Below are 26,300 nucleotides of genomic sequence, written 5' to 3'. Positions count from 1 at the left end.
GCTTCGCTCGCAATGACGGGACCGATGCCGCTTCGGCACACGCAACGTCATCTCAATGCAATCGCCGCAGCGTCGCCGATGGCGTTTCGCCGAATTTTTGCCGGTAGGCGCCGGCCATCCGGCTCACATGAGTGAAGCCGAGATCAAACGCGATATCGATGATGCGCGCGTCCGGTGGTGCTGCCTTCAGCCTCGTATTGAGATGCGCCAGGCGAAGATCGAGCAGCATCTGTGAGATCGACATCCCGAAATGGCGCTGAAAGCCGAGTTGCAGCGCGCGGATGCCGATGCCGGCGGCGGTTGCAAGTTGCACCAGGTCAAACGGATCAGCCGCGTGCGCCACGAGATAGTCGCGCGCCCGCCGCAGCGCCTGCGGCAGCGTCTCGCCCTCGCCCGCGAACGTCTTGATCGCTTGCGACAAGCCGTGAGGCTGACCGGTCAGCAGCCGATCGAGGATGCCCTCGCGCCAATTTGCGGCGGCAGCCGGCGACAGGTTGCGCTTCGGCCGCAGGCCTTCGGCCAGATTGACGAGCCCTAGCATCTGCGCCTGCAAAGCCTGGGCGGCCGGCGCCTTCAGATCGACCACCGGGTCGAACTCGATTGTCTGCACCGCCTTGCCGGCCAGCGCCGCGGCGCGCTGCTCGACCAGCTTCCGCTCGACCAGCAAAATGAGCTGGGCGCAATCGTTCTTCCAGGCCATGCGCGTCGGCAGGGTCGGCGACAGCACCGAGGCGGTGCTACCGGGCGTGGTTGCGATGTCGCGCGAGGACGTCGACACCAGCGCCGATCCACGTAACGGAAGCTGCATCAGGAAGAAGCGCTCAAGGCAGCCCGGGTCGATCGACACCGAGCCGCCATAGGCGACGTAGTTGATGGAAAATCCGTCGAAGGCCGCGCAATTGTGCCGGGCAAAGAAGCCGGGCTCGCTTGTGCGCAGCGGCTTGAGGTCGTGAGGACAGAAGATGCGCCCGATCTCTTCGGCCGCTTCATCGACATTATCGGTGGCCACGCGGCAAAAGCCCGCGAGCCGTTCGGTTCCGCGCGGGCGATCGAGACCGGCATTCCGAATGACCCCCTCAGCCATCAGCAACCGCCTCCTGAAATTGTTTTAAGCTTACAATAATTTCGGCATCTGGAAAGTGGGTTGCACGGCCAAACAATGGGCAGGCCTTCTGCCGCTTCCGCCGGGGCTACCGGATTCGTTTAGCGGATAGACAAGGCCGTCCCGCCGCCGGATGCTCGCCACCACGCCAAAGCGAAGGAGGACGTCATGGCAGCGCTCGAGAAAGGCATCACCCCGAACGGTCAAGGATATCGCGGCAAGACCTGGAACATCCTGGGCCAGATCTATTTCCCCAAGGCCGTGACCGATTCCACCTTCGCCTTCGAGACCAACAGCGAACCCGGCCAGTTCGTACCGGTGCATGTGCACCCGACCCAGGACGAGTTCATCCTGGTGCAGGACGGCGTGCTCGACCTCAAGCTCGACGGCGTCTGGGTGAAGGCGAAGGCCGGCGACCTCGTGCGCATGCCGCGCGGCATCCCGCACGGCTATTTCAACAAGTCCGACAAGCCGGCACGCGCGCTGTTCTGGGTCTCGCCGATGCAGAAGCTGGAAGCCCTGTTCGACAAGCTGCACAACCTCACCGATCCGGCCGAGGTCGTGCGCATCTCCGCGCAACACGAGGTTGATTTCCTGCCGCCTGAGGCCAACGACTAGCCTCACACGCATTTTCCTGAAGGGCACGCCGCGCGACATTGCGGAAGCGCGAACGACGACGGCTGCCCAAGACGAGAGGAGGATCACATGGTAAGCCCGAAACAGGTTTGCGTGATCGGCGCCGGCGTATCGGGACTGGCGGCCGCCAAGGCGTTTGCGGCGCACGGCCACAAGGTCACCATCATCGAGAAGAGCTCCAACCTCGGCGGCGTCTGGGATCCGGCGCGGTCCTACCCGGACGTGCAGACCCAAAGCCCCAAGGACCTCTATCGCTACACCGACAAGCCGATGCCGGACTCCTATCCGGAATGGCCGAAGGGTCCGCAGGTCCACGCCTATCTCTCCGACTATGCGCGCGACCACGATCTCGAGCGGATGATGCGGTTCAAGACAGAAGTGCGAGCGATGAGCCGCCGCTCCGACGGCAAGCCCGGCTGGACGCTCGATCTCGTGAACTCCAATGGAACAACAAGGGAGGACTTCGATTTCGTCGCGATCTGCACGGGGCAATTCAGCGAGCCGCAGACGCTTACGCTTCCCGGCGAAGATGCCTTCACGGCGCAGGGAGGACAAATCCTGCACTCGTCGAAGTATGGCGATGCTGCGCTCGCCAAGGGCCGCAAGCTGGTGGTGCTCGGCGGTTCGAAATCGGCGACCGACATCGCCGTCAACGCGGTCAATTCCGGCGCGAGCGAAGTCACAATCGTCTACCGCGAGCCGGTGTGGCGCATCCCTTACTTCATCGGCGGCCTCGTCAATTTCAAGCGCATCCTCTACATCCGCGCCCAGGAGCAGATGTTTGCGAGTTGGGGCATCGGCAGCGCGGCGCGACTGGCGCATGCGATTGCGAAGCCGCTTGTATGGGCGAACTGGCGTGGACTGGAAAGCCTGCTGAAGGCCCAGCTCAAGCTGTCCAAGTGCAAGATGGTGCCGAACACAAGAATCGAGGACGGCGTCAACTGTTCGGTCCCGATCGCGACCCCCGGCTTCCACCCGATGGTGGCGGATGGACGCATCAGGGCGATCTGCGGCACGTTCGACCATTATGACGGCAGGAGCATCGTCATGAGCAATGGCGAGCGCGTGGCGGCCGACATTGCGGTGCTCGCGATCGGCTACAAGCTCGGCGTGCCCTTCGTCCCTGAGGACTATCGCAAGAAGCTCGTCGATGCGGACGGGCAATACCGCCTCTATCGTCTGATCGCCAATCCCGACCTGCCCGATCTCGGCTTTGTCGGATTCAATTCCAGCTTCTGCACCGTGCTCTGCGCCGACCTGGCCGCGCACTGGCTCGTGCGCTACGCCGACGGCAAGCTTGCCCAGCAGCCGAGCGCGCAAGACATGCGCGACAACATCGAAATGATGCTGCATTTCAAGCGCGTCGAGCGGCCGGCCGCCGGCGTCTATGGCGGCCTGTGCGTTGCGCCTTATCACTACAAGCATTTCGACGAGTTGCTCGCCGATATCGGCGCCACCAAACGCCGCCGCGGCCCGCTCAAGGAGATGTTCACGCCGCCCGACGCGGACGCCTACGCGCAATTCCTGGCCTCGGCGCCGGCCTACCGGGCGACGGCCTGAGCGAAGCGCTTTCTATTGCGTCCGCATCGGCTTGTCCTTCAACCCGTTAGTGCCATAGGTCCTGCGGGCCTGCTTCACCGCCCTGCGTGTCATTGTGATCGAGCGTCGCTGGCGTTGGTGGTTCAGATTGCCACCGGAACGATAAAATTGTCACACCATGATCATGGGATTCCGCGCTGCCAATGAGTGCGTTTAGCTTGGCCGTGCTCTCGGGTTCCACCGAGACAGGATTGTTGATATTGAGATCAAGGAGTAGCCTGCTCGCAGGCGTTGAGAGATAGGGGCCTTGCAATGAAGCCCGCACGTCCATCTTTTCGCCCAATGATCGACGGCAGGAATTTGCGGCCACTGAGCTTGGCCGCGCTCGCCACCCTGACCGCCGTCGCGCTCGCCGGCTGCGAGCAAAATGCGTACGTCGCGCCGCCGCCGCCGAAGGTCGACGTCGCAATTCCCCTGCAGCGCCCGATTACCCGCTATCTGGAGGCAACCGGCAACACTGCCGCGATCAAATCGGTCGATCTGGTGGCGCGCGTGCCAGGCTTCCTGGAGGCGATCGACTACAAGGACGGCACCTTCGTGAAGCAAGGCACGGCCCTGTTCACGATCGAACCCGAGACCTACAAGCTGAAGCTTCAGCAGGCGCAAGCGGCGGAGGCCGGCGCCCAGGCCACGGTCAAGCAGGCCGAAGCCGATTTCAACCGGCAGAAGGATCTCGTCGCCAGACAGGCGGTCTCGCAGGCAACGCTCGAAACCTCCACCTCGACGCGCGACAATGCGCAGGCCAATCTGCAGCAGGCACAGGTCAACACCAGAATCGCCGAGGTCAATTACGGCTACACCAAGGTGACCGCACCGTTTGACGGGATCGTCACCGCGCATCTGGTCTCAGTCGGCGAATACGTCGGCGCCACCTCGCCGACCCAGCTTGCGACCATCGTCGCGCTCGATCCGATCTATGTGAACTTCAATGTCAACGAGCAGGACGTGCTGCGGGTCCGCGCGGAAGCGCGTCGGCGCGGCATGACACCCGGCGAGCTGACGCGTCTTCCGGTGCAAGTGGGGTTGCAGACCGAGGACGGCTATCCGCATGAAGGCAACCTCGATTACGCGAACCCCACGGTCAATCAATCGACCGGAACGCTGCAGGTGCGCGGCGTTATCCCCAATCCCGACCGCGTGCTGCTGCCGGGCTTTTTCGTCCGCGTTCGTGTGCCTTTCGATCAAGAGCAGAATGCGCTGCTCGTGCCCGATACCGCGCTCGGCAGCGATCAGGGCGGCCGCTACGTGCTGGTCGTGGCCAACGACAACACCGTCGAACAGCGCAAGGTGCAGACCGGCCAACTCGACGGCGGACTGCGCGTGATCGAGAGTGGGCTGAAGCCGGACGACCGCGTCGTCATCGCGGGCCTGCTCAGGGCCATCCCCGGCCAGAAGGTCGATCCGCAATTGCAGAAGATCGAAGAGTCCAAGACGGCTGAAGCCAAGCCGACCGACGCCAAAACGCCAGACACCAAGGCAACGTCCAAGTAGGACCGGGCCATGATCTCCAAATTCTTCATCGAGCGGCCGGTTCTCTCCAACGTCATCGCGTTGCTGATGATCCTGATCGGCGGCGTAGCGCTGTTCAACCTCGCGGTCGCGCAATATCCCGACGTGGTGCCGCCGACCGTGCAGGTCACGACGCGCTATCCCGGTGCCAGCGCCAAGACCGTGATCGATACCGTGGCGCTGCCGATCGAGCAGCAGGTCAACGGCGTCGAGGACATGCTGTACATGCAGTCCTACAGCGGCGCCGATGGCAGCTATAACCTCACCGTGACGTTCAAGATCGGCACCGATCTCAACTTCGCGCAGGTGCTGGTGCAGAACCGCGTCTCCAGCGCGCTCGCGCAATTGCCGCAGGCGGTGCAGAACCAGGGCGTCACGGTCCAGAAGAAATCGACCTCGATCCTGCTGTTCGTGACGCTGACCTCGCCGGATTCGAAATATGACAGCCTTTATCTCAGTAATTACGCCACGCTCAACCTGAAGGACGAACTGGCGCGGCTGTCGGGGGTCGGCAATGTCACGGTGTTCGGCGCCGGACAATATTCGATGCGCGTCTGGCTCGATCCGAACAAGCTGCAGGTGCGTGGGCTGATGCCTCAGGACGTGGTGCAAGCGATCCAGCAGCAGAGCCAGCAGGTCACCGCGGGCCAGGTCGGGATGCCGCCGACACCGCCCGGTCAGCCCTTCCAGTACACGCTCAATGTCAACGGCCGGCTCGACGATCCCGGTCAGTTCGAAGACATCATCGTCAAGACCGGCAACAATGGCGATGTGACACGGGTCCGCGACGTCGGTCGGGTCGAATTGGGGGCGCAGACCTATAGTCAGATCTTTTCGCTGAACAAGCAGCCTGCCGTGGGCATCGGTGTCTTCCAGGCGCCCGGCGCCAATGCGCTCCAGGTCGAGCAGGCGGTCGAGAAGAAGATGGCGGAGCTTGCGAAGGCGTTTCCGCAGGGCATCAAATACGACACGCCCTTCGACACCACGAAATTCGTCACCGCCTCCATCCACGAAGTCTACAAGACCCTGATCGAGGCCGGCGTCCTCGTGCTGATCGTGATCCTGGTGTTCCTGCAGGACTGGCGCGCGATGCTGGTGCCGGCGACCACCGTGCCGGTCACGATCATCGGCGCGTTCGCGGCGATGGCAGCGCTTGGCTTCACCATCAACCTGTCGACGCTGTTCGCGATCGTGCTTGCGATCGGCATCGTAGTCGACGACGCCATCGTCGTGGTCGAGGGCGCGGCGCATAATATCGAGCAGGGCCTATCCGGCCACGACGCCGCGATCAAGGCGATGGACGCGCTGTTCGCGCCGATCGTCGGCATCACGCTGGTGTTGATCTCGGTGTTCCTGCCGGCCTCCTTCCTGCCGGGATTGACGGGACGCATCTACGCGCAGTTCGCGCTCGTCATCGCCGCGACCGCGCTGCTCTCCGCGGTCAATGCCGCGACGCTGAAGCCGACGCAATGTGCGCTGTGGCTGCGCCCGCCTGTGGCGCCGGAGCAGCGCAACGTCTTCTACCGCGGCTTCAACAACGTCTATGGCCGGATGGAGCGCGGCTATGTCCGGCTGATCGGCGGGCTTGCCAGGCATGCCACCACGTCCGTCATCGCAGCCCTGATCCTGATTGCGATCGGCTTCTATGGCATCGCGCGCGTGCCGACCGGCTTCCTGCCGATCGAGGACCAGGGCTACTTGATCGCCGCCGTGCAGTTGCCCGATGGCGCAGCGCTCGACCGGACCCAGAAAGTGCTGGACAAGGTCAGCGAGATCGTCGGCAAGACGCCGGGCGTCTCCCAGGTCATCACCATCGCCGGCATCTCGGCGCTCGACAACAGCGCGAGTCTCGCGAACGCCGGCGTCGCCTACATCATCCTGAAGGACTGGACGGCGCGCGGGCCGGGCGAAGATCTGCGCTCGCTGGTCTACGGCTTGAACGACAAGGTCGCCGCCATCATGGAGGCGCGGACGCTGGTGCTGCCGCCGCCGCCGATCCAGGGCATCGGCAACGCCGCCGGCTTTGCGATGCAGGTGGAATTGCGCGACGGCAACACCGACTTTGCCGAGCTGCAGGCGATCACCGGCGCGATGGTGCGCAACGCCCAGAGCCAGAGCGCGTTGCAGCGCGTGCAGTCGCCGTTCCGCGCGACCGTGCCGCAATTCGACGTCGAGGTCGACCGCATCAAGACCCAGACGCTGCACGTCACCACCGACCAGGTGTTCTCGGCCCTGGCGGGTTATCTGGGCTCGTCCTACGTCAACCAGTTCAACAAGTTCGGCCGCGTGTTCCAGGTCTACGCGCAGGCGGACGCGCAATACCGCCTGTCGCTGCGCGACATCCAGAACATGACTGTGCGCAACTCGAACGGCGACATGATCCCGATCGGCACGATCGCCAAGATCACGCCCTCGGTCGGCCCGTCGCTGATCAGCCTCTACAATCTCTATCCCTCCTCGACCATCGTCGGCCTGCCGGCGCAGGGCTACTCGTCCGGGCAGTCGCTGAGCCTGATGGAAGACATCGCGGGCAAGACCCTGCCGCACGGCACCGGCTACGAATGGACGGCCATGTCGTACCAGGAGAAGGCGGTCTCGAACCAGATCTACTACGTGTTCGGGCTTGCCATGCTGCTGGTCTACCTCGTGCTCGCCGGCCAGTATGAGAGCTGGTATGCGCCGATCTCGGTGATCCTCGCGGTGCCGCTGTCGCTGCTCGGGCCGATGGCGGTGCTGGAGGGGCTCGGAATCGAGAACAATCTCTATGTCCAGATCGGGTTGATCCTGCTGATCGCGCTGTCGGCCAAGAACGCGATCCTGATCGTCGAGGTCGCGATCGAGCTGCACGACAAGGGCAAATCGATCGTCGAGTCTGCCATCGAGGCGGCGCGGGCGCGCTTCCGTCCGATCCTGATGACGTCGTTTGCCTTCATCCTCGGCGTCGTGCCGCTGGTGCTTGCGACCGGCGCCGGCGCCAATGCGCGCAAATCGATCGGCATCACGGTGTTCTCCGGCATGCTCGCCTCGACCTGCCTTGCGGTGCTGTTCGTGCCGGCCTTCTTCGTCGTGGTGCAGCGCTTCGAGACCTGGCGCCGCGAGAAGAAGGCCGCTGCAGCCAAGCCTGCCGCACAGGCGTAACCTCACTTTGCCTGCGGTGCCGGCACCGGAATCTCGCGCGGCAGGATCAGGGCCGCAAGAATCGCGAGCAGGCAGAGCGCGCCGAACGCGTGCAGCATGGTGACGAACCCGCCCTGCTGGTAGAGCCATGCCACGAGGCCGACGGAGGCGCCGGCCGCGGTGAAGCCGAGGAAATAGCGCACCGAGTACGCCCGCGAGCGCCACTCCTCCGAGGTGTATTTGCCGACCATCGCATCATTGACGGTCACCTGCCCGAACGCCCCCATCACGATGCCGATCGAGGCCGCGATCAGCGGCAGGTTTTGCAAGGTCGCGGCGAGATAGAGGAATGGCGCCAGCAGGAACGATAGCGGCAGCGCCACCGTCTTCAGCGAATGCCGGTCGAGCAGCTTGCCGATGGTATACTGTGTCATCGCGCCGAACACATAGACGCCGGCGGCGATCAACCCGAGCAGCGCCGGGCTCTTGGTGAAGGCAAGCCGCTCCGCGAACAGTTTTGGCAGCGCCACCGTCACCGCGTTGAAGGTGGTGGAGATCGCGATCACCACGATCAGGAGCGATACGATCACCCGCCACATGTCCCGCTTGGCGACGCGCGCCTGAGCCGCCGCCTGTCGCGAGCCCTTGCGGTCCTCATGCACCACCATCACCGCAAAGGCGATGCCGATCATGACCGTCACCGCACCCGGAATGATGAAGGCGAAACGCCAGCCGAGATATTGCCCGATCACGCCGGTGACGAGCGCCGACGACGCTACCCCGAGATTGCCCCAGACGCCGTTCAAGCCCATCTCGCGGCCGAGCTTGTCGGCATAGGACACGATCATCGCGGTGCCGACGGGATGATAGATCGAGGCGAAGATGCCGATCGCAAGCAGTGCTGCGCCGAGCTGCAAGGGCGTCTGCACGAAGCCGACCGAGATCATCGATAGCCCGATGCCGATGAAGAAAATCACCATCATGTGCCGCCGGCTCCAGCGGTCGCCGAGCCAACCCGTGAGCAGCGATCCCGCGCCGAACGCGATGAAGCCCGGCGTCGCGTAAGGCAAAAGCTCCGAATAGGCCATGCCCAGCGCCGGCCCCATGATGATGACGGCGGCGGCAAAGATCAGCATCGCATAATGGTCGATGAAATGCGCGGCGTTAATGAAGACGATGACCCGGCTGGGGCTGTTCATTGATATTTCCCAAAGACGATTCCCGACATTTGACCGCTCCGTTATAGGTTCTTATCCTGACGCGATGCAGCCAATGACTATCGTGGAAGCGCCAATCCATATCGTCCCCGACGACCGCCGCTCGACCGGCGGGCTGCATCTGGTCGCGCGCAGCTACAAGAAGGGCACGCGCCTCGACCCGCACATGCATCGCGAGTCCCAGCTCGTCTACGCGGCGCGCGGCACCATGCAGGTAACGACGCCGAAGGGACGCTGGCTGGTGCCGCCCGACCGCGCGGTCTGGGTGCCCGCCCGCTTCGCCCACGCCATCGACGTGCTCGCCGACATCGAGATGCGCACGCTTTATTTCGATCTCTCCTGGCTGAAGCGCGAACGGCTGAGCGCGGGCCTGAAGTCGGAATTCGTGGTCAGGGTCTCCCCTCTCTTGCACCAGGCCATCGTCGCGCTGTTCGACAAGGACAACGCACCCGAGCGCACGGCGCTGTTGATCAGGCTCGTGATGCTGGAATTGCATCGGGCGGAAGATTCCGCGACCTTCATTCCGCTGCCGCAGGAAGTGCGCTGCCGCCGTGCCGCCGATATCGTGCTGGCCGCACCTGGCGCCGCGCACGACATCGACACGCTGGCGCAAAAGGTCGGCACTTCGGCACGGACACTGTCGCGACTGTTTGCCGCAGAGACGCAATTGAGCTTCAAGAGTTGGTGCCAGCGCGCCCGCATCGCTGCCGCGGTCCAGAAGCTCTCGGTCGACGGCAACGTCTCGGTTAAACACCTCGCCGCCGACCTGGGCTACGCCAGCGTTCCGGCTTTTTCCCACGCCTTCCGGCAGATCACCGGCAAGACGCCGACGGAATTTGTGGAGACGAAATAACCTCCAATCGTCACACGCGGGTTTGACCCGCGTGTCCATCCCTTTTTGAAGGCTTCTTTGTTCTAGGATGGATGGCCGGGACAAGCCCGGCCACGACGAGCCTGTTTCTGCCGCCGACCGCCTTGGCCACACGTCTCGCTTGATTGTCTCCAACTTCGCCTTAAATCCTATGTAGGATTCGGCGTCACCCGGTTTAGACTGAATCGTCATGGCCAACGCCTTCTTCTCCGACCTGCTTGCAACGATCTCCGAGCGCGGCCGCAATCTCTTGCGGCGCAACGGGCCGACCGACGGCAAGGATGATGCCTCCGACCTGGCCGAGCTTTGCGAAGCGCTGCTGTCGGGCCGGGGCGAGGCGTCGGGCACCGCGATGGCGCGCGAGGTGCTCGACCGCTACCACGACCTCAACGACGACGGCCGGCGCATGTTCTTCGAGGCGTTGGCGCGCGACTTCGGGCCGGACAAGGAAAAGCTCGCCAAGGCGATCGAGGCCTGGCAGGCACTGCCCGGCGACGGCAATGGCTCCAACCTGCACTTCGCGTCCGAACCGCGGCGTCAGGAACTGATCCGCCGGCTGAACCGGGCGCCGGGGGGCACCGGTGATCTCGTTGCGATGCGCGCCGATTTGCTCGATCACATGAATGGCCGCAAGGATCTGGCCGCGCTCGACCGCGACGTGGTGCACCTGCTCGGCTCGTGGTTCAACAGGGGGTTTCTCGTGCTGCGCAGGATCGACTGGTCGACACCGGCAAACATCCTGGAGCAGATCATCCGCTACGAAGCCGTGCATGAGATCCGCGACTGGGACGACCTGCGCCGTCGCATCGATCCGGCCGATCGCCGCTGCTACGCCTTCTTCCATCCCGCGCTTGCCGATGCGCCGCTGATCTTCGTCGAGGTGGCGCTGACGGAGGCGATCCCGTCGGCGATCGCGCCCCTGCTTGCGGTGAATCGCCAGCCGGTGCCGATCGAGCGCGCCCGCACCGCGGTGTTTTACTCGATCTCCAATACCCAGCGCGGGCTTGGCGGCATCTCCTTCGGCAACTTCCTGATCAAGCAGGTGGTCGAAGAGCTGCGCCGCGAGCTGCCCAAGCTCGACACCTTCGTGACGCTGTCGCCGGTGCCCGGCTTCATGTCCTGGCTGCAGCAGGGCAGCGACGTGCCGCTGTCGGACGCGGATCGCGAGCTCGTCAAGCAGCTCGACGATCCCAGCTGGATCGAGAGCGAGCCGATCACCAACGAGCTGCGCGAATTGCTGGAGCCGCTCGCCGCCTATTATTTCCTGCGCGCGCGCAACTCCAAGGGCCGCATCATCGACTCGGTGGCGCGCTTCCATCTCGGCAACGGCGCGCGGCTGGAGCGCATCAACTGGCTCGGCGACCTCTCTTCGAAAGGCCTGCGCGAATCCGCTGGCATCATGGTAAATTACCTTTACCGCCTCGACGACATCGAGAAGAACCACGAAGCCTACGCCAATGACGGCGAGGTTGTTGCCTCGAGCGCCGTGAAGAAGCTGTTGAAGAGCGAAGGTCGACGGCTGCTCGATATGCGGCTGGGGTGAGCCGCTGAACGTAGGGTGGGCAAAGGCGCGCACGCGCCGTGCCCACCAACTCCCAGCATCGACACTCGGAATGGTGGGCACGCTTCGCTTTGCCCACCCTACGATTTTGTCCGGGACGACGCTGGGTTTTCTGATTCGATTGTCAAACAGCGCCTCCGTCATTGCGAGGAGCGACCCGTCTACGCTCGCTGCGCGAGCTACGCCGGGCAGGAGTCCGCCGAAGCGCACGAGCGCGAAGGCGGAAGCGACGAAGCAATCCACATTTTTGCCCGCGGACACGGTCTGGATTCCTTCGCTTCGCTCGCAATGACGGTGGTGCGCGCGTCCGCATTCCCGCGGCATGATTTGCCCGAGTCTTGGTTGATTGCATCGCCCTCGAAGATGAGGAGGGCGCAGGGAATGCCGGATGCAGGCCGCACCCGCGAGCCTTGCGTGCAAAAGAAAGTGCACTTGCGCACGCAAGCAACAACAGGGCAGCCGAAACAACCGGCATTCCCTGCGCAATGGTTTACGGCTTATAGCGTGCTCTCCTCGGCGACCGGGCTTTCTTGCCACCGTCCTCCCGGGCTGATGACCCGGGGGTTGATCCCGGCATCGGGGGATCGGGACCACACGCCTTTGCCGTCCGCCGCATCGTCACTCGTCAGTTGACGAAGCCGGCGTCCATCGCATCCCGCGCTCCACGTTCGTGACGACGCGTAACGCCCCTCTTCATGAGCGCGGGACACGCGCATGAATTCATGATTTCTGTTTTTCGCAAAGACAAATATTTTTGCGCGGAGGGCTGGACAGGCCAAATCAGCTTGAATTCGTTCGCGAATATAGCCGTTACGCGCATGCGAATTCGCATCGTTCCGACGCTTTCGCGGACGCCCCGACAGGCAAGACACCGCGCATATCGATGGACCCGTCGGGCAAATCGCCTCTTCCGTCTCCACACTCCGGAGGCCGCAACGTGCTAATGTTGGAGAATACAGGGTCGACATCACTGGGCGAGTGCGCGCGCCAGGAGACACGAAGCCATGACGCAGGCTGTCAGCCACTGGATTTCAAGCTGCAGCGAGCAACTGTTCGATCTCGCGGGACGCATCGGCGTCGCGACGGGCGATAGCGACGAGACGGCGTTGCGCAAGCGTGTCGCGATTGCGCTTTTTGCCGGAACGTTACCTTTCACCATCGTCTGGAGCGTGATCTATCTCGCCGCCGGCGCACCGCTCGCCGCCGCGATTCCCGGCTTCTACTCGGTGTTCACGCCGATCAACACCTTCATCTTCGCGCGCACGCGCAACCTCGCGATCTATCGCTTCACCCAGCTCCTGTTCGTCCTGATTCTGCCCTGGCTCGTGATGATGGCGCTGGGCGGCTTCCGGTCATCGAGCGCCGTCATCCTGTGGGCGACCTTGTCGCCGCTCGGCTCGCTTCTGCTGGACGATCTGCGCCGGACCCTGTTCTGGATTGCCGGCTTCGTCGCCCTGCTGATCGCTGGCGCGCTTCTTGAGCCTTATCTGTCGCCTCCGGCATTGCCCGAGATCTTCGTCAGATGGTTTTTCGTGCTCAACCTCGGCATGGTGACCATCATCATCTTCGGACTGCTTTACTACTTCGTCGACAGGCGAAATTTCTTCCAGGAGCGTTCCGAGATGCTGCTGCTCAACATCCTGCCCAAGGAAATCTCGGAGATTCTCAAAGCGCGGCCGCGGACCATCGCCGATCAGTTCCCCACCGCCAGCATCCTGTTTGCCGACGTCGTCAACTTCACGCCGATGGCCGCCAGCATGACGCCGTTGGAGCTGGTCGATCTCCTCAACGAGGTGTTTCAATCCTTTGACAATCTGGTCGAGACGTACGATCTCGAGAAGATCAAGACCATCGGCGATTGTTACATGGTCGCCTCCGGTGCGCCCCGGCCAAGAGCCGATCATGCCAGCGCGATTGTCAACCTCGCGCTCGACATGCAAGCCGTCATTGCCGAGCGCCGGTTCGGCGGCCGTCAATTGTCGTTCCGCATCGGCATCAACTCGGGGCCGGTGGTCGCTGGCGTCATCGGCCGCAAGAAATTCATCTACGACCTGTGGGGCGAGGCGGTGAATCTGGCGAGCCGCATGGAGTCGCACGGCAAGAGCCGATGCATTCAGATCACGCGCGCGACCTACGAGCTCGTCAAGGACGAGTTTGACTGCGACGCGCTGGGCGTGATCGACGTGAAGGGAGCGGGTCCGACCGAGGTGTGGCACGTGATCGGCAGGAAGGCAGTCGGCCCCGCACAGGAGCCGTCGATCGGAACAACGTCTGTCGCCCTTTAAAGCATATGAGATTGGATTGAACCGGAGCGGCATCGGATGTTCACCTCTCCCTTTGGGAGAGGTCGATTTGCGCAGCAAATCGGGTGAGGGGTTACGGTCTATCGAGCAAGCCGCGCGCCCCTCACCCGGATTGCACTGGACGATGCTTCGCATCGCCAGAAGCAATCCGACCTCTCCCCGCCGGGGAGAGGTGAACCGTCACCCGCCTCCCCTTGCGCGTTCCGCGGCCTGCCTCACGCGCTCCGGATCGGACGCAATCGTCACGCCGGCGCGCTCCTCCTGCAGCAGCATCACCACGCGCGAGTCGCGTCCCTCCCAGCCGCGGTTGCAGGCCTCGCTCATCTCGGCATAAGCCAGGTTGCAGATGCGCATCGGCACGCCGAGCTCGCGTCCGAGCTCGGTTGCGAGCTTGACGTCCTTGGTGGCGAGCTTGAGCGCAAAATTCGCCGGATCGTATTTGCCCGGCAGGAACTGCTCGAGCAGGCCATCGAAGGTCGGACGCCGGCCGCTGACGCCCTGGCGCACGGCTTCCCACAGCGCGACCGGATCCATGCCGGCCTTCACGCCCATGGTGAAAGTCTCGGCGAGCGCGCAGGTGACGGCGTAGCTCGACATATTGTGCACGAGCTTTGCAACGGTCGCGCTGCCGATTGCGCCAATGTAGGCCGGACGATCGCCCATCGCGTCGAGCACGGCCTTGTATTTATCGAAGGAGCCCCTTTCGCCGCCGACCCAGATCGCCATCTTGCGCGATTGAGCGCCCGACGGCCCACCGCTCACCGGCGCGTCGAGCATATGCGCGCCCCTGGCCGCAAAAGCGTCGTGGATCTTCTTCACCACGCTTTGCGCATTGGTCGACATGTCGAAATAGACGGCTCCGTTCCGCACGCCTTCGATCAGGCCGTCCGCGCCGAGCGCGACCCGCTCGACATCGGCGGGCTCGGGAAGCGAGGTGAAGATGACATCGCATCGCTCAGCCAGCGCGCGCGGCGTATCCGCCCATTCGGCGCCGTTCTGCAGGTGATGGCTCGCCGACTGGCGATGCAGATCGTGCACGATGAGCTTGTAGCCGGCCTTCTGGATGTTGGTGGCCATCCTGCCGCCCATGGTGCCGAGCCCGATGTAGCCGACGGTCACGTCGTTTGGCATCGTCATTCCCCCTTGTTGCCTTCGACCAGCACGGTATAGGCCACCTGCGCCGCCGACATCGCTGCCGGCCATCCGGCATAGAACGCCATGTGCGTGATCACCTCGGTGATCTCCTCCTGGGTGACGCCGTTGTTGATCGCGCGCGACAGGTGGGAGACGAGTTGCTCGGGCCGGTAGGTCGCAACAAGCGCCGCGACCGTGATCAGGCTGCGGTCGCGCTTCGAAAGACCCTTGCGCTCCCACAGGTCGCCATAGATGACGTCGTTGGTGTAATCGACCAGTGCAGGCGTGAAATTCTTGATGCGGTCTCGCCTGGCTGACGGCGGTGCCTTGGCCATTGGGCTCTCCCTGTCGTTTGTTGTTATCGCTTCAACGCGCAGAGTTGAGCATCTTATAGGTCGCATGAACGCTCAAGGGGCGCGCCGGCCTATGCGCGCGGAGATTTCGCAAAGGCGCATGCGCCAGCCGCCGGGCTTCACGGCAAGCCGCGTGCTCACTCCGAGCAGCTCTGCGTGCCGAACGGCGGGTTCGGGAAATTCCATTCGAAGCGCTTGCCGTCGACGGTGATGCAGGTGCGCGTGTGCGGAGCTTTCGCCGCTGACGTGGATGCCGGCCGTGAAAAGGCTCGTACGGACCAATTTGTGGATGCAACGCCGCAGAGAATCGTTACCACGAATACCAGGCAACCTGCGATCCATTCACTAGGCGTCATCCGAAGCTTGCTGCGCTGCATACGCTTCTCCAGGTAGCCTGCCCAGGCCGTCATTGCGAGGAGCAACAGCGACGAAGCAATCCAGATTCTTTCCGCAGCTCAAGTCTGGATTGCTTCGCTTCGCTCGCAATGACGGGGTCCGCACAGGCGCCGGGCTAGCGAGTAGCCCGCAGGATCACGCCGCCAGCGCCTTCATCTCCGCATAGAGATCCGACTTCCCTTCAAAGCCGATGCCGGGCAGCTCCGGCATGGTGATGTGGCCAGCCTCGACGCGGACGCCGTCGGGGAAGCCGCCATAGGGCTGGAACACGTCGGGATAGCTTTCGTTGCCGCCAAGCCCAAGGCCGGCAGCGATAGCCAGCGACATCTGGTGGCCGCCATGCGGGATGCAGCGGCTCGGCGACCAGCCGTGCATGTGCAGCACCTTCAGCGTGCGCTGATATTCGCAGAGGCCATAGGACAGCGCGCAGTCGAATTGCAGAAAGTCGCGGTCGGGGCGCATGCCGCCATAGCGAATGAGATTTCGCGCGTCCTGATGGCTGAACAGGTTCTCGCCGGTCGCCATCGGCGCGGGATAGAACTCGGCCAGCGCAGCCTGCAGCGCGTAGTCGAGCGGATCGCCCGCCTCCTCGTACCAGAACAGCGGATACTCCCGCAGCATTTTCGCGTAAGCGATCGCAGTCTCCAGATCGAAGCGGCCGTTGGCGTCGACGGCGAGGTGCGCCTCGTTGCCGATCTCCTTCAGCACGGCCTCGATGCGCTGGCGGTCTTCTGAGATCGGCGCGCCGCCGATCTTCATCTTCACGACGTTGTAGCCGCGGTCAAGATAGCCGCGCATCTCCGCACGCAGCATCGAAAGATCCTTGCCGGGATAATAATAGCCGCCGGCGGCATAGACGAAGACGCGCGGATCGGCGCTCCGCTTGTGGCGCTCGGCGAGCAGGCGGAACAGCGGCTTTCCTGCGATCTTCGCCGCCGCATCCCACACCGCCATGTCGATGGTGCCAACCGCAACCGAGCGCTCGCCGTGGCCGCCGGGCTTCTCGTTCGACATCATGGTGGCCCAGACCTTGTCCGGATCAAGGTTGTCGCCGGCCTCGTTGAGCAGCGATTTCGGGTCGACCTCCGTCAGCCGCGGCGCAAAGCGCTCGCGGATCAGCCCGCCCTGCCCGTAGCGGCCGTTAGAATTGAAACCGTAGCCGACCACGCGCCTGCCGTCGCGTTTGGCATCGGTGACGACGGCAACGAGGCTCGTCGTCATTTTGGTGAAATCGATATAGGCGTTGCGGATTGGCGAGGAGATCGGTTTTGTGACTTCGCAGACGTCGACGATACGGACGGACATGAGATTGGCTCTTTGGTTGTTGTTCGTCATTGCGAGCGAAGCGAAGCAATCCATGCTATCTCCGCGGATGCAGTCTGGATTGCTTCGTCGCTTGCGCTCCTCGCAATGACGTTTGAGGTTATTTTTTATCCCTGAAGTACGGCTCGACCTGGCCGTGCACCTTGATCGTCAGCGGATTGCCGTAACGATCCTTGGCGTTGCCGGCGGTCACGCGCACCCAGCCCTCGCTGACGCAATATTCCTCGACATTGGTCTTCTCGACGCCCTTGAAACGAATCCCGACATCGCGCGCGAGAATCTCCGCGTTGTAGTAGGGGCTGCGCGGGTCGACCGAGAGACGGTCCGGCAGCACCTCCGTTGCAGCTTCATTCTTCTCGTTCACAACAGCGCCTCGATGTCTTTCTTCAATCCTTGCGGGGTTGCGGTCGGCGCGTGGCGCGCGACCACACGGCCCGCGCGATCGACCAGGAATTTGGTGAAATTCCATTTGATCGACGCGCCGAGCAGGCCGCTCTTTTCGCCCTTCAAATAGTTGTAGAGCGGATGCGCACGGGCACCGTTGACGTCGATCTTGGCGAACAGCGGGAAGCTCACGTCATATTTGCTCTCGCAGAAATCGGCAATCGCTTTCGCGTCGCCCGGCTCCTGGGCGCCGAACTGATTGCAGGGAAAGCCGAGCACGGAAAAGCCGCGGGGCGAGAGCTCCCGATGCAGCGCTTCCAGCCCTTCATATTGCGGCGTGAACCCGCATTTGCTTGCAGTGTTGACGATCAAGAGCACCTTGCCCTCGAATCGCTTCAAGGGCACGTCGTCGCCCGACAGCAATTTGGCGGTGAAGTCGTAGACGCTGGACATCCGCGGTTCTCGCTAACTTACCGGATCGATCGGCATCGGCGGTGTGCCGCCCGCCTCGATCGCTTCGCCCGCGGCGAGGCAGAGGTCCTCACGGTAGCGGCCGGAGACGACCTGCACGCCGACGGCACTTTTACCGACCAAACCCGTCGAGACGGTTAGCCCAGGCAGGCCCACGAAGGGAGTGGCAATTTGGGTGAGTTGCGCATGCCAGACCCGCTTGAACGACGCCTCGTCCTTGCGGTCGAGTTGGTCCGGGAATGGCAATTCACCGGAGACCGGCATCACCAGTACCGCGTATTTTTCGAACAACAGCAGCCATTCACGCAGCAGCGTCGCGCGCCGCGTCAGCGCCTTCGAGAACGCCGCCTGGTCGAACGGAAACACGTCCGCGCGCTTGCCGCGGAGACACGCAAGCGCGCCGGGATCGCCTTCCTTCTCTGCGGTCGCAAGCTGCGCCTCATAAAGATCGCCGAGCCAGAGCTTTGTGTTCCAGTCGGCCGCCTCGCGGAGCGGCGGCGTGTCCGGAATTTCCTCCACCGTCCAACCTGCGCGCCTGAGCCGCTCGCCGGCGTCGGCGACCGCTGCCCTCACTTCGGCGACAGGATCGAGCCCGTCCGGGTTGAGGCAGAGCGCGGCGCGTTTCGGCACCGCCGGTCCTTCGAGCGGTGCCGGCACCCACCAGGGATCGCGCGGATCCCGCGCCGACAGCGCGGCGAGCGCAATCCGCACGTCTTGAATCGTGCGCGCGAGCGGGCCGGAGACGGCGCACATCTGCGGCCCGATGGCGCGCTCCGGCAGGCAGGGATTGAAGGCGGCGACGCGGCCGAGCGTCGGACGCAGGCCGTGCACACCGCAGGCGTAGGCTGGATAGCGGATCGAGCCCGCGATATCGGTGCCGTGCGCGATGTGGCCGATGCCGCTTGCTACCGCCGAACCCGCGCCACCCGACGAGCCGCCCGGCGTGAGCGAGGGGTCGCGGGGGTTCTTGGTGTCGCCATGAATGAGATTGGAGGTGAACCAGCGGTAGGAGACCGCCGGGCAATTGGTGCGGCCGAGGATGACGGCACCGGCTTTGCGGAAATTGTCGATCACCGGGTTGTTGGCAGTCGCGATCGCATCCTTCTGCAGCTTGAGCCCGTTGGTGTTGGCATAGCCTACCTGGTCGATGTTGACCTTCACCGTCACCGGCACGCCGGCGAGCAGGCCCGGATCCTCGCCACGCGCGATCGCGACATCGACTGCGGCGGCCTGCTTGAGCACATCGTCGGGCCTGTGATCGACCACCGCGTTGATTTTGGGATTGACCGCATCGAGCCGCGCCAGCGCCGAAGTCGCGGCCTCGTGAGCGGAGATTTTCTTCGATTTGACGAGGGCGGCGAGGTCGGCGGCCGACAGGCGCCAGAGATCTTGCATGTGGGGCTCCGTTTGACTGCTCGCCTTTTAGCGTCACGCGGGGAGCATGGCCAGCACACCGGTTCCGCACCCTCCCCACGCCAGGCCATGCGAGGGGAGGACCGAACGGTCCGAGACGAGAGACAGCTCAATGCCGGGTCTGCAGGCTATCCGGCGGGTCGAGCAAGGCTTCGGCGAAGGGAAACTCCAGCACGATGTCCCCGTCGTCGTCCGTAACCTCGATGACGGCGTTGAGCAGCGCGCCGTCGGCGCCCTCGCTCCGGATCAATTCGATGATCATGGCGCGCGCCACTTCCCAGGCGCGATCAGGGTCGCGCAATTCCTCGCCTTCGGGATCGTCGATCAGCTCATCGCCGATCCGGGTGTTGAAGAAATATCTCGGCATTGGGATTCCTTGGGGCGGGCGCGGGCGAATTGGAAGGTCGACCCTACTCACAAGTTCTTTATCCGCAAGCGCGTACCGGGGACTTCGGACGGGCCTGCGCGGGCTCAGCACGGAACAGAGCGAAACCCTTGATCTCCCTTTGCTTTGGCCTGCCACGCGACGCCCTGTGGAAGGCGCCGCTGCGCCGCAACAAGGCGAGAAGCCGCACCAAGGCGAGAAAGGGAAAAATTCACTGGCGAACTTTGCGTCACAGGTTAGTTTATCGGCGAGGGCGGAAGGTCGTCCATTATACCCAAGGAGAGCCAAAATGGCCTGGAAAGCACCGAGGATCGTCGAAGTGCCGTGCGGCATGGAAATCAACATGTATGTGAGCGCGACCCGCAAGTAAGCGGCGCGAAATCTCCGCATTCAAACAGGGTGGACCTTCGGTGCGACGCGTTCCCGGAGGGGAATGTGTGTGCCCGCCGAAGGCCACCTTTGTGATGTCCGAATAACCTAGAGTTCAAAGTACGAGACCGCCAGGAGACGGATCATGCTTCGCGTCGTCGTCCTGGGCGCCGCGGCGGGCGGCGGCGTTCCGCAGTGGAATTGCAGGTGCGAGGTGTGCCGGGCTGCGCGAAGCGACCAACCTGAGCTTAAGCGTTCGCAGGCCTCGATCGCATTCAGTGCCGATGGCGCGCACTGGTTTCTCGTCAACGCGTCCCCCGACCTGCGCCAGCAACTGATCGCCACGCCGCAGCTTCATCCCAAGGCCGGCGCGCTCCGCCATTCGCCGATCGCAGGCGTGATCCTGACCAATGGCGAGATCGATGCTGTCACCGGCCTGCTCTCGATGCGCGAGGGCTCGCCGTTTTCGATCCATGCCCATCCGAAAGTGCTGGCGATCCTGAAGTCGAACAGCATTTTCAACGTGCTGGGCGAGAAGACCGTGAAGCGCGTACCGATCGGGATCGATCAGGCGTTTGAGCCGGCCCTGCCCGACGGCTCGCCAAGCGGCATCGAGGTCCTGGCCTTCACCGTGCCCGGCAAGGGCGCCTGGTATCTCGAGGGCAAGGCGCATCCGGGCGGCGACGACGGCGCCGGCGACACGCTCGGCCTTCGCATCCGCGACAGGGCAACGAACAGGCATTTCTTCTTTCTTGCCGCCTGCGCCCATGTGACGCCCGAATTGAAGGCAAGGCTCAAAGGCGCGCCGCTCGTCTTCTTCGACGGCACGGTCTGGCGCGACGACGAGCTGATCGCGGCCGGCCTTGGCGCCAAGACCGGCCAGGGCATGGGACATATCGCGATGTCGGGCGATCATGGCGCGATCGCCGCGCTGGCCGATCTCGCTATCGACAGGAAGATATTTCTGCATATCAATAATTCCAATCCGGCGCTGCTGGCCGGCTCGAAGGAGCGCAAACTGGCGGAAGGCGCCGGCTGGCAGATCGGCGCGGATGGAACGGAGATCGTGCTGTGAACGTGGTTCCCTTTGGCACTATGACGGCCTACTCGGTCGGCAAGGGCGTGCCGCTCAACAATGCCGAAGAGCTCGAAGCGGCGCTGCGCCATATCGGCGCGACGCGCTATCACTCGCTGCACCCGTTCCATCGCCTGTTGCACGGCGGCAAGCTCAACAAGGGCCAGGTGCAGGCCTGGGCGCTGAATCGGCACTATTACCAGAGCACGATCCCGCTGAAGGACGCCGTGGTGATCTCGCGCTTCCGCGAGCGCGGCATCCGCCTGGAATGGCGGCACCGCATCGAGGACCATGACGGCGATCGAGGCAGCGAAGGCGGCATCGAGCGCTGGCTGAAGCTGACCGAAGGCCTCGGGCTCGACACCGCCTATGTGGAATCGACGGAAGGTATCCTTCCCGCCACGCGCTTTGCGGTGGAAGCCTATGTGCATTTCTGCCGCGACAAGACGCCGCTGGAAGCGATCGCCTCCTCGCTCACCGAGCTGTTCGCGCCGAACCTGCATGAAGAACGCATCGCGGGCATGCTGCAGCACTATGATTTCGTCAATCCCGACATCATGAGCTATTTCAGCCGCCGCCTGCAGCAGGCGCCGCGCGATGCCGGCTTTGCGCTCGACTACGTCAGGGAACATGCGAAGACGCCGGAACAGCGCGAGGCCGTGTGCAACGCGCTGATCTTCAAGACCAACGTGCTCTGGGTGCAGCTCGATGCACTCTATCACGCCTATGTCGAGGGCCACATTCCGCCCGGCGCCTTCGTCCCGAAAGCTTGAAACCATGGCAAGCGACCGCCACATCACTGTCAGCGAGGCAAGCCGGCCGGTGCTGCCGCGCCATGCCAAGCTGAAATACGACGAGACGCGAAAAGTCTGGGTGATCCTGGCGCCGGAACGCATATTGGCGCCGGACGAGATCGCGGTCGAGGTGCTGCAGCTCTGCGATGGCGTGCGCTGCGTCGCCGATATGGTCGACTCGCTTGCGCAGAAATATGCCGCCCCGCGCGAGGCGATTGCGACCGATGTGGTCGCGATGCTGCAGGACCTGGCCGACAAGGGATTTCTGACGGAGGCGCGCGAGAAGACTTCATGAGCGAGCTTGCGGACCACAAGGCAACTGAGGCAAACGACAGTTTCTCCGTGCTGGAGAAGCAGAAGTCGGTCGCGGAGACCTATGGCATTCCGGTGGCCGTGCTGCTGGAATTGACGCACCGCTGCCCGCTGCAATGCCCCTATTGCTCCAATCCGCTCGAGCTCGATCGCGCCTCGACCGAGCTCACCACCGACGAATGGAAGAAGGTGCTCTCCGAGCTCGCCGAGATCGGCGTGCTGCAGGTGCATTTCTCCGGCGGCGAGCCGACCGCGCGCAAGGACCTGGTCGAGCTCGCCAGGCACGCCAATGACGCCGGGCTCTACACCAATCTGATCACCTCCGCGGTGCTGCTGACGCGCGAACGGCTCGCCGATCTCGCCGATGCCGGGCTCTGCCACGTGCAGATCAGCTTCCAGGGCAACGAGCCCATCATCGCCGACCGCGTCGCAGGCCTGAAGGATTCGCATCGCAAGAAGCTCGAAGTCGCCAGGTGGACCCGCGAGCTCGATCTGCCGCTCACCGTGAATGCGGTGATGCACCGGCAGAACCTGCATCAGCTTGCCGACATCATCCAGATGGCGGTCGATCTCGACGCCGACCGGCTCGAGGTCGCCAACGTGCAGTATTACGGCTGGGCGCTGAAGAACCGCGCCGCGCTGATGCCGACGGCGCAGCAGATCGAGGAGACCAGCCGCCTCGTCGAGGAGGCGCAGGCGCGGCTGAAGGGCCGGCTCACGATCGACTATGTCGTGCCGGACTATTACGCGGTGCGGCCGAAGAAATGCATGGGCGGCTGGGGCCGCCAGTTCTTCAACATCTCGCCGGCCGGCAAGGTTTTGCCCTGCCATGCCGCGGAGAGCATCACCGGGCTCCAGTTCGAATCCGTGCGCTCCAATCATTCGATCGCCTGGATCTGGCAGAACTCGGACGCCTTCAATCGCTATCGCGGCACGACCTGGATGAAGGAGCCGTGCAAATCCTGCGAGTTCCGCGAGATCGATCTCGGCGGCTGCCGCTGCCAGGCGTTCGCGCTCTCCGGCGACGCTGCCAATACCGATCCGGCCTGCACGCTCTCGCCGCTGCATGAGATGATCTTCCGGCAAGCCGAGCAGGAAGCGGCCGGTGAGCAGAACCGCTTCGTCTATCGCAATTTCGCCGGTGGGACGCCGGAGGCAGGCGGCGACCATGGCGCCTGACGCAGGTCACGGGCGCACCGATCCTTTTGCGCCGCTGACATCAGAGCAGCTCGCGGTCAGCGATGGCCACGCGCTTTATGTCGAGAGCGGCGGCCGCGCCGGCGGCATTCCCGCGGTCTACCTCCATGGCGGTCCCGGAAGCGGCTGCCAGCCCGATCACCGCCGCCTGTTCGATCCCGAGCGTTTCCATGCGGTGCTGTTCGACCAGCGCGGCTGCGGCCGCAGCACCCCGAAGGGCAGCCGTGAGGCCAACACCTTGCCGCATCTGATCGCGGACATGGAGGTGATCCGCGAGAAATTCGGCTTTGAGCGCTGGATGGTGGTCGGCGGCTCCTGGGGCGCGACGCTGGCGCTGGCGTATGCACAGGCTCATCCGGAGCGCGTCTCCGGCATCGTGCTGCGCGCGACCTTCCTCGGCACCTATGACGAGATCGAAGCCGGCTTCTGCGAGACGCTGCCGCGCTTCTATCCGGACCTCGCCGAGGATTTTCTGAGCCTCTTGCCGGACGCCGAACGCGCCCGTCCCCTCGACGCCTATTGGCGACGCATCCTGAGCGAGGACCAGGCCGTGCATGGTCCCGCCGCGCGCGCCTGGCATGATACCGAGCGCATCCTGTCCGAGCACAAGCCGTCGCGCACGCGGCTTGATCTCGCCGCGATCCAATCGGGCGGCGCGCTGCCCGCCACGCCCTACATGGAAGCGCATTATTTTGTGAATGATTGCTTCATGCGGCCGAACCAGCTTCTCGAGGAAGCGGGAAAGCTCGCAGGCATTCCCGGAATCATCGTGCAAGGCCGCTACGATCTGCTGTGCCCGCCCGCGATCTCGCAAGCAGTGGCCGAGCGCTGGAACGAGTCCGAAATCCGCATCGTCGAGGCCGCCGGACATACGCTGTATGATCCCGGGGTGAGGAACGCCGTGATGAAGGCGATCGCGGATGTCGCATCGAGGATTGTGAAATAGAAGGTCTATCCCCTCACCCTGAGGAGCGGCGCCAGCCGCGTCTCGAAGGGTGTAGGCCCGGAACGATCGGGGCCTCATGGTTCGAGACGCCGCTTCGCGGCTCCTCACCATGAGGGGATAGGCCAAACGGGGAAGGATAAGGGAATGCCGCTTGCGGGAAAGGGCATGTTGCTGACGTCGATGGACATCGACGCGGCGCATGAGGACGAGTTCAACCACTGGTATGACCGCGAGCATCTGGAGGAGCGCGTCGCCATCGACGGCTTCCTCGAGGCGCGGCGCTACGTCGCGCATGCCGGCAGCCCGCGATTCCTGTTCCTCTATTCGACCAGGACGATCGAGGTGCTGGACAGCCCACCCTATCGGGCGCGGCTCAACAGCCCGACCGAAGCGTCGAAGAAGACCATGGCGCGGTTCAAGAACATGATCCGTGTGGTGGCGCGCATCACCCATAGCCGCGGCGTCGGCCGCGGGGCGAAACTCGGCATCGTGCGCCTGCGCCCGCAGGCGGGCAAGGAAGCCGCATTGCGCGCCGAGCTGACGCAGAAGCTCGATCCCGGCGATCTCGCCGGCATCATCTCCATGCACCTGCTCGAAAGCGATGCAAAGCTCTCCGGCGCCACCTCGGAAATCCCGGCCGCAGGCGGCGGCGCGGCCGACTGGTTTGTGTTGATCGACGGCACGGATGTCGGCGCGATCACGGGCGTGCTCGCCGCCCGCTTCACCGGCACCGCAGCCCCCGCAGATGCGCAGCTCATCTCATCGGGGATTTACGACCTGTTGTGGGACCTCGCGAAAAGCGACCTTCCGCCATCCTGAGAGCAGAGCGTCAATTTGCATCATTTCGATTGCTGCAGTGCCGCATAAGCGGCGCTGTGACGGTAATTTTTGGGGCTGTACTGTCAAAAGCAGTCGATCAGGCAAATTTGGCTTTGTGCAGCAAGTTGAATGGCTCTAATAAGGTAAGCCTATGATCCAATTCGGAAACGACAAGAGCGCGGACTTTGCGTTCTGAATGAGAAAAGGCCGCGCTGACCGGGTGCTTGCGCGGATATAGTAGGTAGGAATGAGACCGACTGATATTTCGGCCCCCGACTACTTCCACAAGGTAGTCGATTGCCAGTGGGCCTGCCCTGCACATACCCCCGTCCCGGAATACATCCGCTTGATCGCCGAAGGCCGCTACAGCGACGCCTACATGATCAATTGGAAATCGAACGTGTTTCCCGGAATTCTGGGTCGCACCTGCGACCGACCCTGCGAGCCGGCCTGCCGTCGCGGCCGCGTCGAGGAAACCCCGGTCGCGATCTGCCGCTTGAAGCGGGTCGCCTCCGACCTGCGCGGTGACATCCGCGATCGCCTGCCGAAGGCGCCGGCGCAGAAGAACGGAAAGCGAGTCGCGTGCATCGGCGCCGGGCCGGCGTCGCTCGCGGTCGCGAACGACCTGGCGCCCCTCGGCTACGACGTCACGATCTACGAGAAGCTCCCGGTCGCAGGCGGCTTGATGCGCTCGAACATCCCCTCCTTCCGCCTGCCCGAGAAGGTCCTGCAGGAAGAGATCGACGCGATCCTCGGCATGGGCGTGCAGGTCCGCTACGGCGCCCCCATCACGAGCATGAAGGCCCTCCTGCGCGAGGGCTACGACGCGGTCTTCGTCGGCAGCGGCGCGCCGCGCGGCAAGAACCTCGAGATCCCCGGCCGCTACGACACCGATCGCATCCACATCGGCATCGACTGGCTCGGCTCCGTCGCCTTCGGGCACACGACGAAGATCGGCGAGCGCGTGCTCATCATCGGCGTCGGCAACACGGCGATGGACTGCTGCCGGACGTC

Annotated in this window: 24 protein-coding genes; 15 read left to right on the top strand and 9 right to left on the bottom strand. The window is 63.8% G+C overall.

Annotation, left to right across the window (positions count from 1 at the left end; genetic code table 11):
- Positions 1 to 52 precede the first annotated feature (52 nt).
- Entirely contained in the window at positions 53 to 1,084 is a 1,032-nt protein-coding gene (locus VKR55_RS06860; protein WP_324401068.1) for an AraC family transcriptional regulator, read from the bottom strand.
- A gap of 186 nt (positions 1,085 to 1,270) precedes the next feature.
- On the opposite strand from VKR55_RS06860, the gene VKR55_RS06855 reads away from it, so the two are divergent.
- The 4 genes from VKR55_RS06855 to VKR55_RS06840 all read left to right on the top strand — a co-directional run bounded on the left by VKR55_RS06855 (position 1,271) and on the right by VKR55_RS06840 (position 7,984).
- On the top strand, positions 1,271 to 1,720 hold the full coding sequence (locus VKR55_RS06855; RefSeq protein ID WP_324401066.1) for a cupin domain-containing protein: 450 nt from the start codon (positions 1,271 to 1,273) through the stop codon (positions 1,718 to 1,720).
- 87 nt (positions 1,721 to 1,807) lie between these two features.
- The gene (locus VKR55_RS06850) at positions 1,808 to 3,298 is read left to right on the top strand and encodes a flavin-containing monooxygenase (RefSeq protein WP_324401064.1); all 1,491 of its coding nucleotides are present in this window, start codon (positions 1,808 to 1,810) and stop codon (positions 3,296 to 3,298) included.
- Between the two features lie 321 nt (positions 3,299 to 3,619).
- Positions 3,620 to 4,828, top strand: coding sequence for an efflux RND transporter periplasmic adaptor subunit (locus VKR55_RS06845; RefSeq protein ID WP_324401156.1), 1,209 nt, complete (start codon positions 3,620 to 3,622; stop codon positions 4,826 to 4,828).
- A 9-nt stretch (positions 4,829 to 4,837) separates the two neighbouring features.
- Positions 4,838 to 7,984, top strand: coding sequence for an efflux RND transporter permease subunit (locus tag VKR55_RS06840; RefSeq protein ID WP_324401062.1), 3,147 nt, complete (start codon positions 4,838 to 4,840; stop codon positions 7,982 to 7,984).
- Positions 7,985 to 7,986: 2 nt separating this feature from the next.
- Here the strand turns inward: VKR55_RS06840 and VKR55_RS06835 are convergent, their stop codons facing one another.
- Positions 7,987 to 9,162, bottom strand: coding sequence for an MFS transporter (locus tag VKR55_RS06835; RefSeq protein WP_324401060.1), 1,176 nt, complete (start codon positions 9,160 to 9,162; stop codon positions 7,987 to 7,989).
- A gap of 73 nt (positions 9,163 to 9,235) precedes the next feature.
- Between VKR55_RS06835 and VKR55_RS06830 the strand changes: the two genes are divergently transcribed.
- The 3 genes from VKR55_RS06830 to VKR55_RS06820 all read left to right on the top strand — a co-directional run bounded on the left by VKR55_RS06830 (position 9,236) and on the right by VKR55_RS06820 (position 13,897).
- The gene (locus VKR55_RS06830; protein WP_324401058.1) at positions 9,236 to 10,033 is read left to right on the top strand and encodes an AraC family transcriptional regulator; all 798 of its coding nucleotides are present in this window, start codon (positions 9,236 to 9,238) and stop codon (positions 10,031 to 10,033) included.
- A gap of 208 nt (positions 10,034 to 10,241) precedes the next feature.
- Positions 10,242 to 11,594, top strand: coding sequence for a malonyl-CoA decarboxylase (locus tag VKR55_RS06825; protein ID WP_324401056.1), 1,353 nt, complete (start codon positions 10,242 to 10,244; stop codon positions 11,592 to 11,594).
- Between the two features lie 1,022 nt (positions 11,595 to 12,616).
- On the top strand, positions 12,617 to 13,897 hold the full coding sequence (locus VKR55_RS06820; protein WP_324401054.1) for an adenylate/guanylate cyclase domain-containing protein: 1,281 nt from the start codon (positions 12,617 to 12,619) through the stop codon (positions 13,895 to 13,897).
- A gap of 198 nt (positions 13,898 to 14,095) precedes the next feature.
- On the opposite strand, the gene VKR55_RS06815 is transcribed toward VKR55_RS06820, so the two are convergent.
- The 7 genes from VKR55_RS06815 to VKR55_RS06785 form a co-directional block, all read right to left on the bottom strand.
- Complete coding sequence (locus VKR55_RS06815) at positions 14,096 to 15,046, bottom strand: NAD(P)-dependent oxidoreductase (RefSeq protein WP_324401052.1); 951 nt, start codon at positions 15,044 to 15,046, stop codon at positions 14,096 to 14,098.
- A 2-nt stretch (positions 15,047 to 15,048) separates the two neighbouring features.
- Positions 15,049 to 15,384: a carboxymuconolactone decarboxylase family protein gene (locus VKR55_RS06810; RefSeq protein ID WP_324401049.1), complete on the bottom strand. Its 336-nt coding sequence runs from the start codon at positions 15,382 to 15,384 to the stop codon at positions 15,049 to 15,051.
- Positions 15,385 to 15,933: 549 nt separating this feature from the next.
- Positions 15,934 to 17,103, bottom strand: coding sequence for a mandelate racemase/muconate lactonizing enzyme family protein (locus VKR55_RS06805; protein ID WP_324401047.1), 1,170 nt, complete (start codon positions 17,101 to 17,103; stop codon positions 15,934 to 15,936).
- 118 nt (positions 17,104 to 17,221) lie between these two features.
- Positions 17,222 to 17,485, bottom strand: coding sequence for a DUF3297 family protein (locus tag VKR55_RS06800; RefSeq protein ID WP_324401044.1), 264 nt, complete (start codon positions 17,483 to 17,485; stop codon positions 17,222 to 17,224).
- On the bottom strand, positions 17,482 to 17,958 hold the full coding sequence (locus VKR55_RS06795; protein ID WP_324401042.1) for a glutathione peroxidase: 477 nt from the start codon (positions 17,956 to 17,958) through the stop codon (positions 17,482 to 17,484). Before VKR55_RS06795 ends, VKR55_RS06800 begins: the two co-directional genes overlap by 4 nt.
- A gap of 12 nt (positions 17,959 to 17,970) precedes the next feature.
- The gene (locus VKR55_RS06790) at positions 17,971 to 19,371 is read right to left on the bottom strand and encodes an amidase family protein (protein ID WP_324401040.1); all 1,401 of its coding nucleotides are present in this window, start codon (positions 19,369 to 19,371) and stop codon (positions 17,971 to 17,973) included.
- Between the two features lie 127 nt (positions 19,372 to 19,498).
- The gene (locus VKR55_RS06785; protein ID WP_324401038.1) at positions 19,499 to 19,756 is read right to left on the bottom strand and encodes a DUF6894 family protein; all 258 of its coding nucleotides are present in this window, start codon (positions 19,754 to 19,756) and stop codon (positions 19,499 to 19,501) included.
- Between the two features lie 307 nt (positions 19,757 to 20,063).
- Between VKR55_RS06785 and pqqA the strand changes: the two genes are divergently transcribed.
- The 8 genes from pqqA to VKR55_RS06745 form a co-directional block, all read left to right on the top strand.
- On the top strand, positions 20,064 to 20,144 hold the full coding sequence (gene pqqA / locus VKR55_RS06780) for a pyrroloquinoline quinone precursor peptide PqqA (protein WP_280971080.1): 81 nt from the start codon (positions 20,064 to 20,066) through the stop codon (positions 20,142 to 20,144).
- 144 nt (positions 20,145 to 20,288) lie between these two features.
- Positions 20,289 to 21,218 carry a pyrroloquinoline quinone biosynthesis protein PqqB gene (pqqB, locus tag VKR55_RS06775; protein WP_324401035.1) on the top strand — a complete coding sequence of 310 codons (930 nt, stop codon included), beginning with the start codon at positions 20,289 to 20,291 and terminating at the stop codon, positions 21,216 to 21,218.
- Between the two features lie 20 nt (positions 21,219 to 21,238).
- The gene (gene pqqC, locus VKR55_RS06770) at positions 21,239 to 21,991 is read left to right on the top strand and encodes a pyrroloquinoline-quinone synthase PqqC (protein WP_324401150.1); all 753 of its coding nucleotides are present in this window, start codon (positions 21,239 to 21,241) and stop codon (positions 21,989 to 21,991) included.
- A 4-nt stretch (positions 21,992 to 21,995) separates the two neighbouring features.
- Complete coding sequence (gene pqqD / locus VKR55_RS06765) at positions 21,996 to 22,307, top strand: pyrroloquinoline quinone biosynthesis peptide chaperone PqqD (RefSeq protein ID WP_324401033.1); 312 nt, start codon at positions 21,996 to 21,998, stop codon at positions 22,305 to 22,307.
- Positions 22,304 to 23,503 (top strand): pyrroloquinoline quinone biosynthesis protein PqqE, encoded by a 1,200-nt coding sequence (pqqE, locus tag VKR55_RS06760; RefSeq protein ID WP_324401031.1) that lies wholly within the window; start codon positions 22,304 to 22,306, stop codon positions 23,501 to 23,503. The genes pqqD and pqqE overlap by 4 nt, the downstream gene beginning before the upstream one ends.
- Complete coding sequence (gene pip, locus VKR55_RS06755; RefSeq protein WP_324401029.1) at positions 23,493 to 24,467, top strand: prolyl aminopeptidase; 975 nt, start codon at positions 23,493 to 23,495, stop codon at positions 24,465 to 24,467. The genes pqqE and pip overlap by 11 nt, the downstream gene beginning before the upstream one ends.
- 144 nt (positions 24,468 to 24,611) lie before the next feature.
- Positions 24,612 to 25,286, top strand: coding sequence for a hypothetical protein (locus VKR55_RS06750; protein WP_324401027.1), 675 nt, complete (start codon positions 24,612 to 24,614; stop codon positions 25,284 to 25,286).
- A gap of 247 nt (positions 25,287 to 25,533) precedes the next feature.
- On the top strand, positions 25,534 to 26,300 hold a 767-nt coding region (locus tag VKR55_RS06745; protein ID WP_324401026.1), incomplete at its 3' end, for an FAD-dependent oxidoreductase.

Origin of the sequence: Bradyrhizobium sp., from assembly GCF_035309285.1 — a bacterium.
GTDB lineage: Bacteria > Pseudomonadota > Alphaproteobacteria > Rhizobiales > Xanthobacteraceae > Bradyrhizobium.
This window is presented reverse-complemented; position numbering and strand designations above follow the sequence as displayed.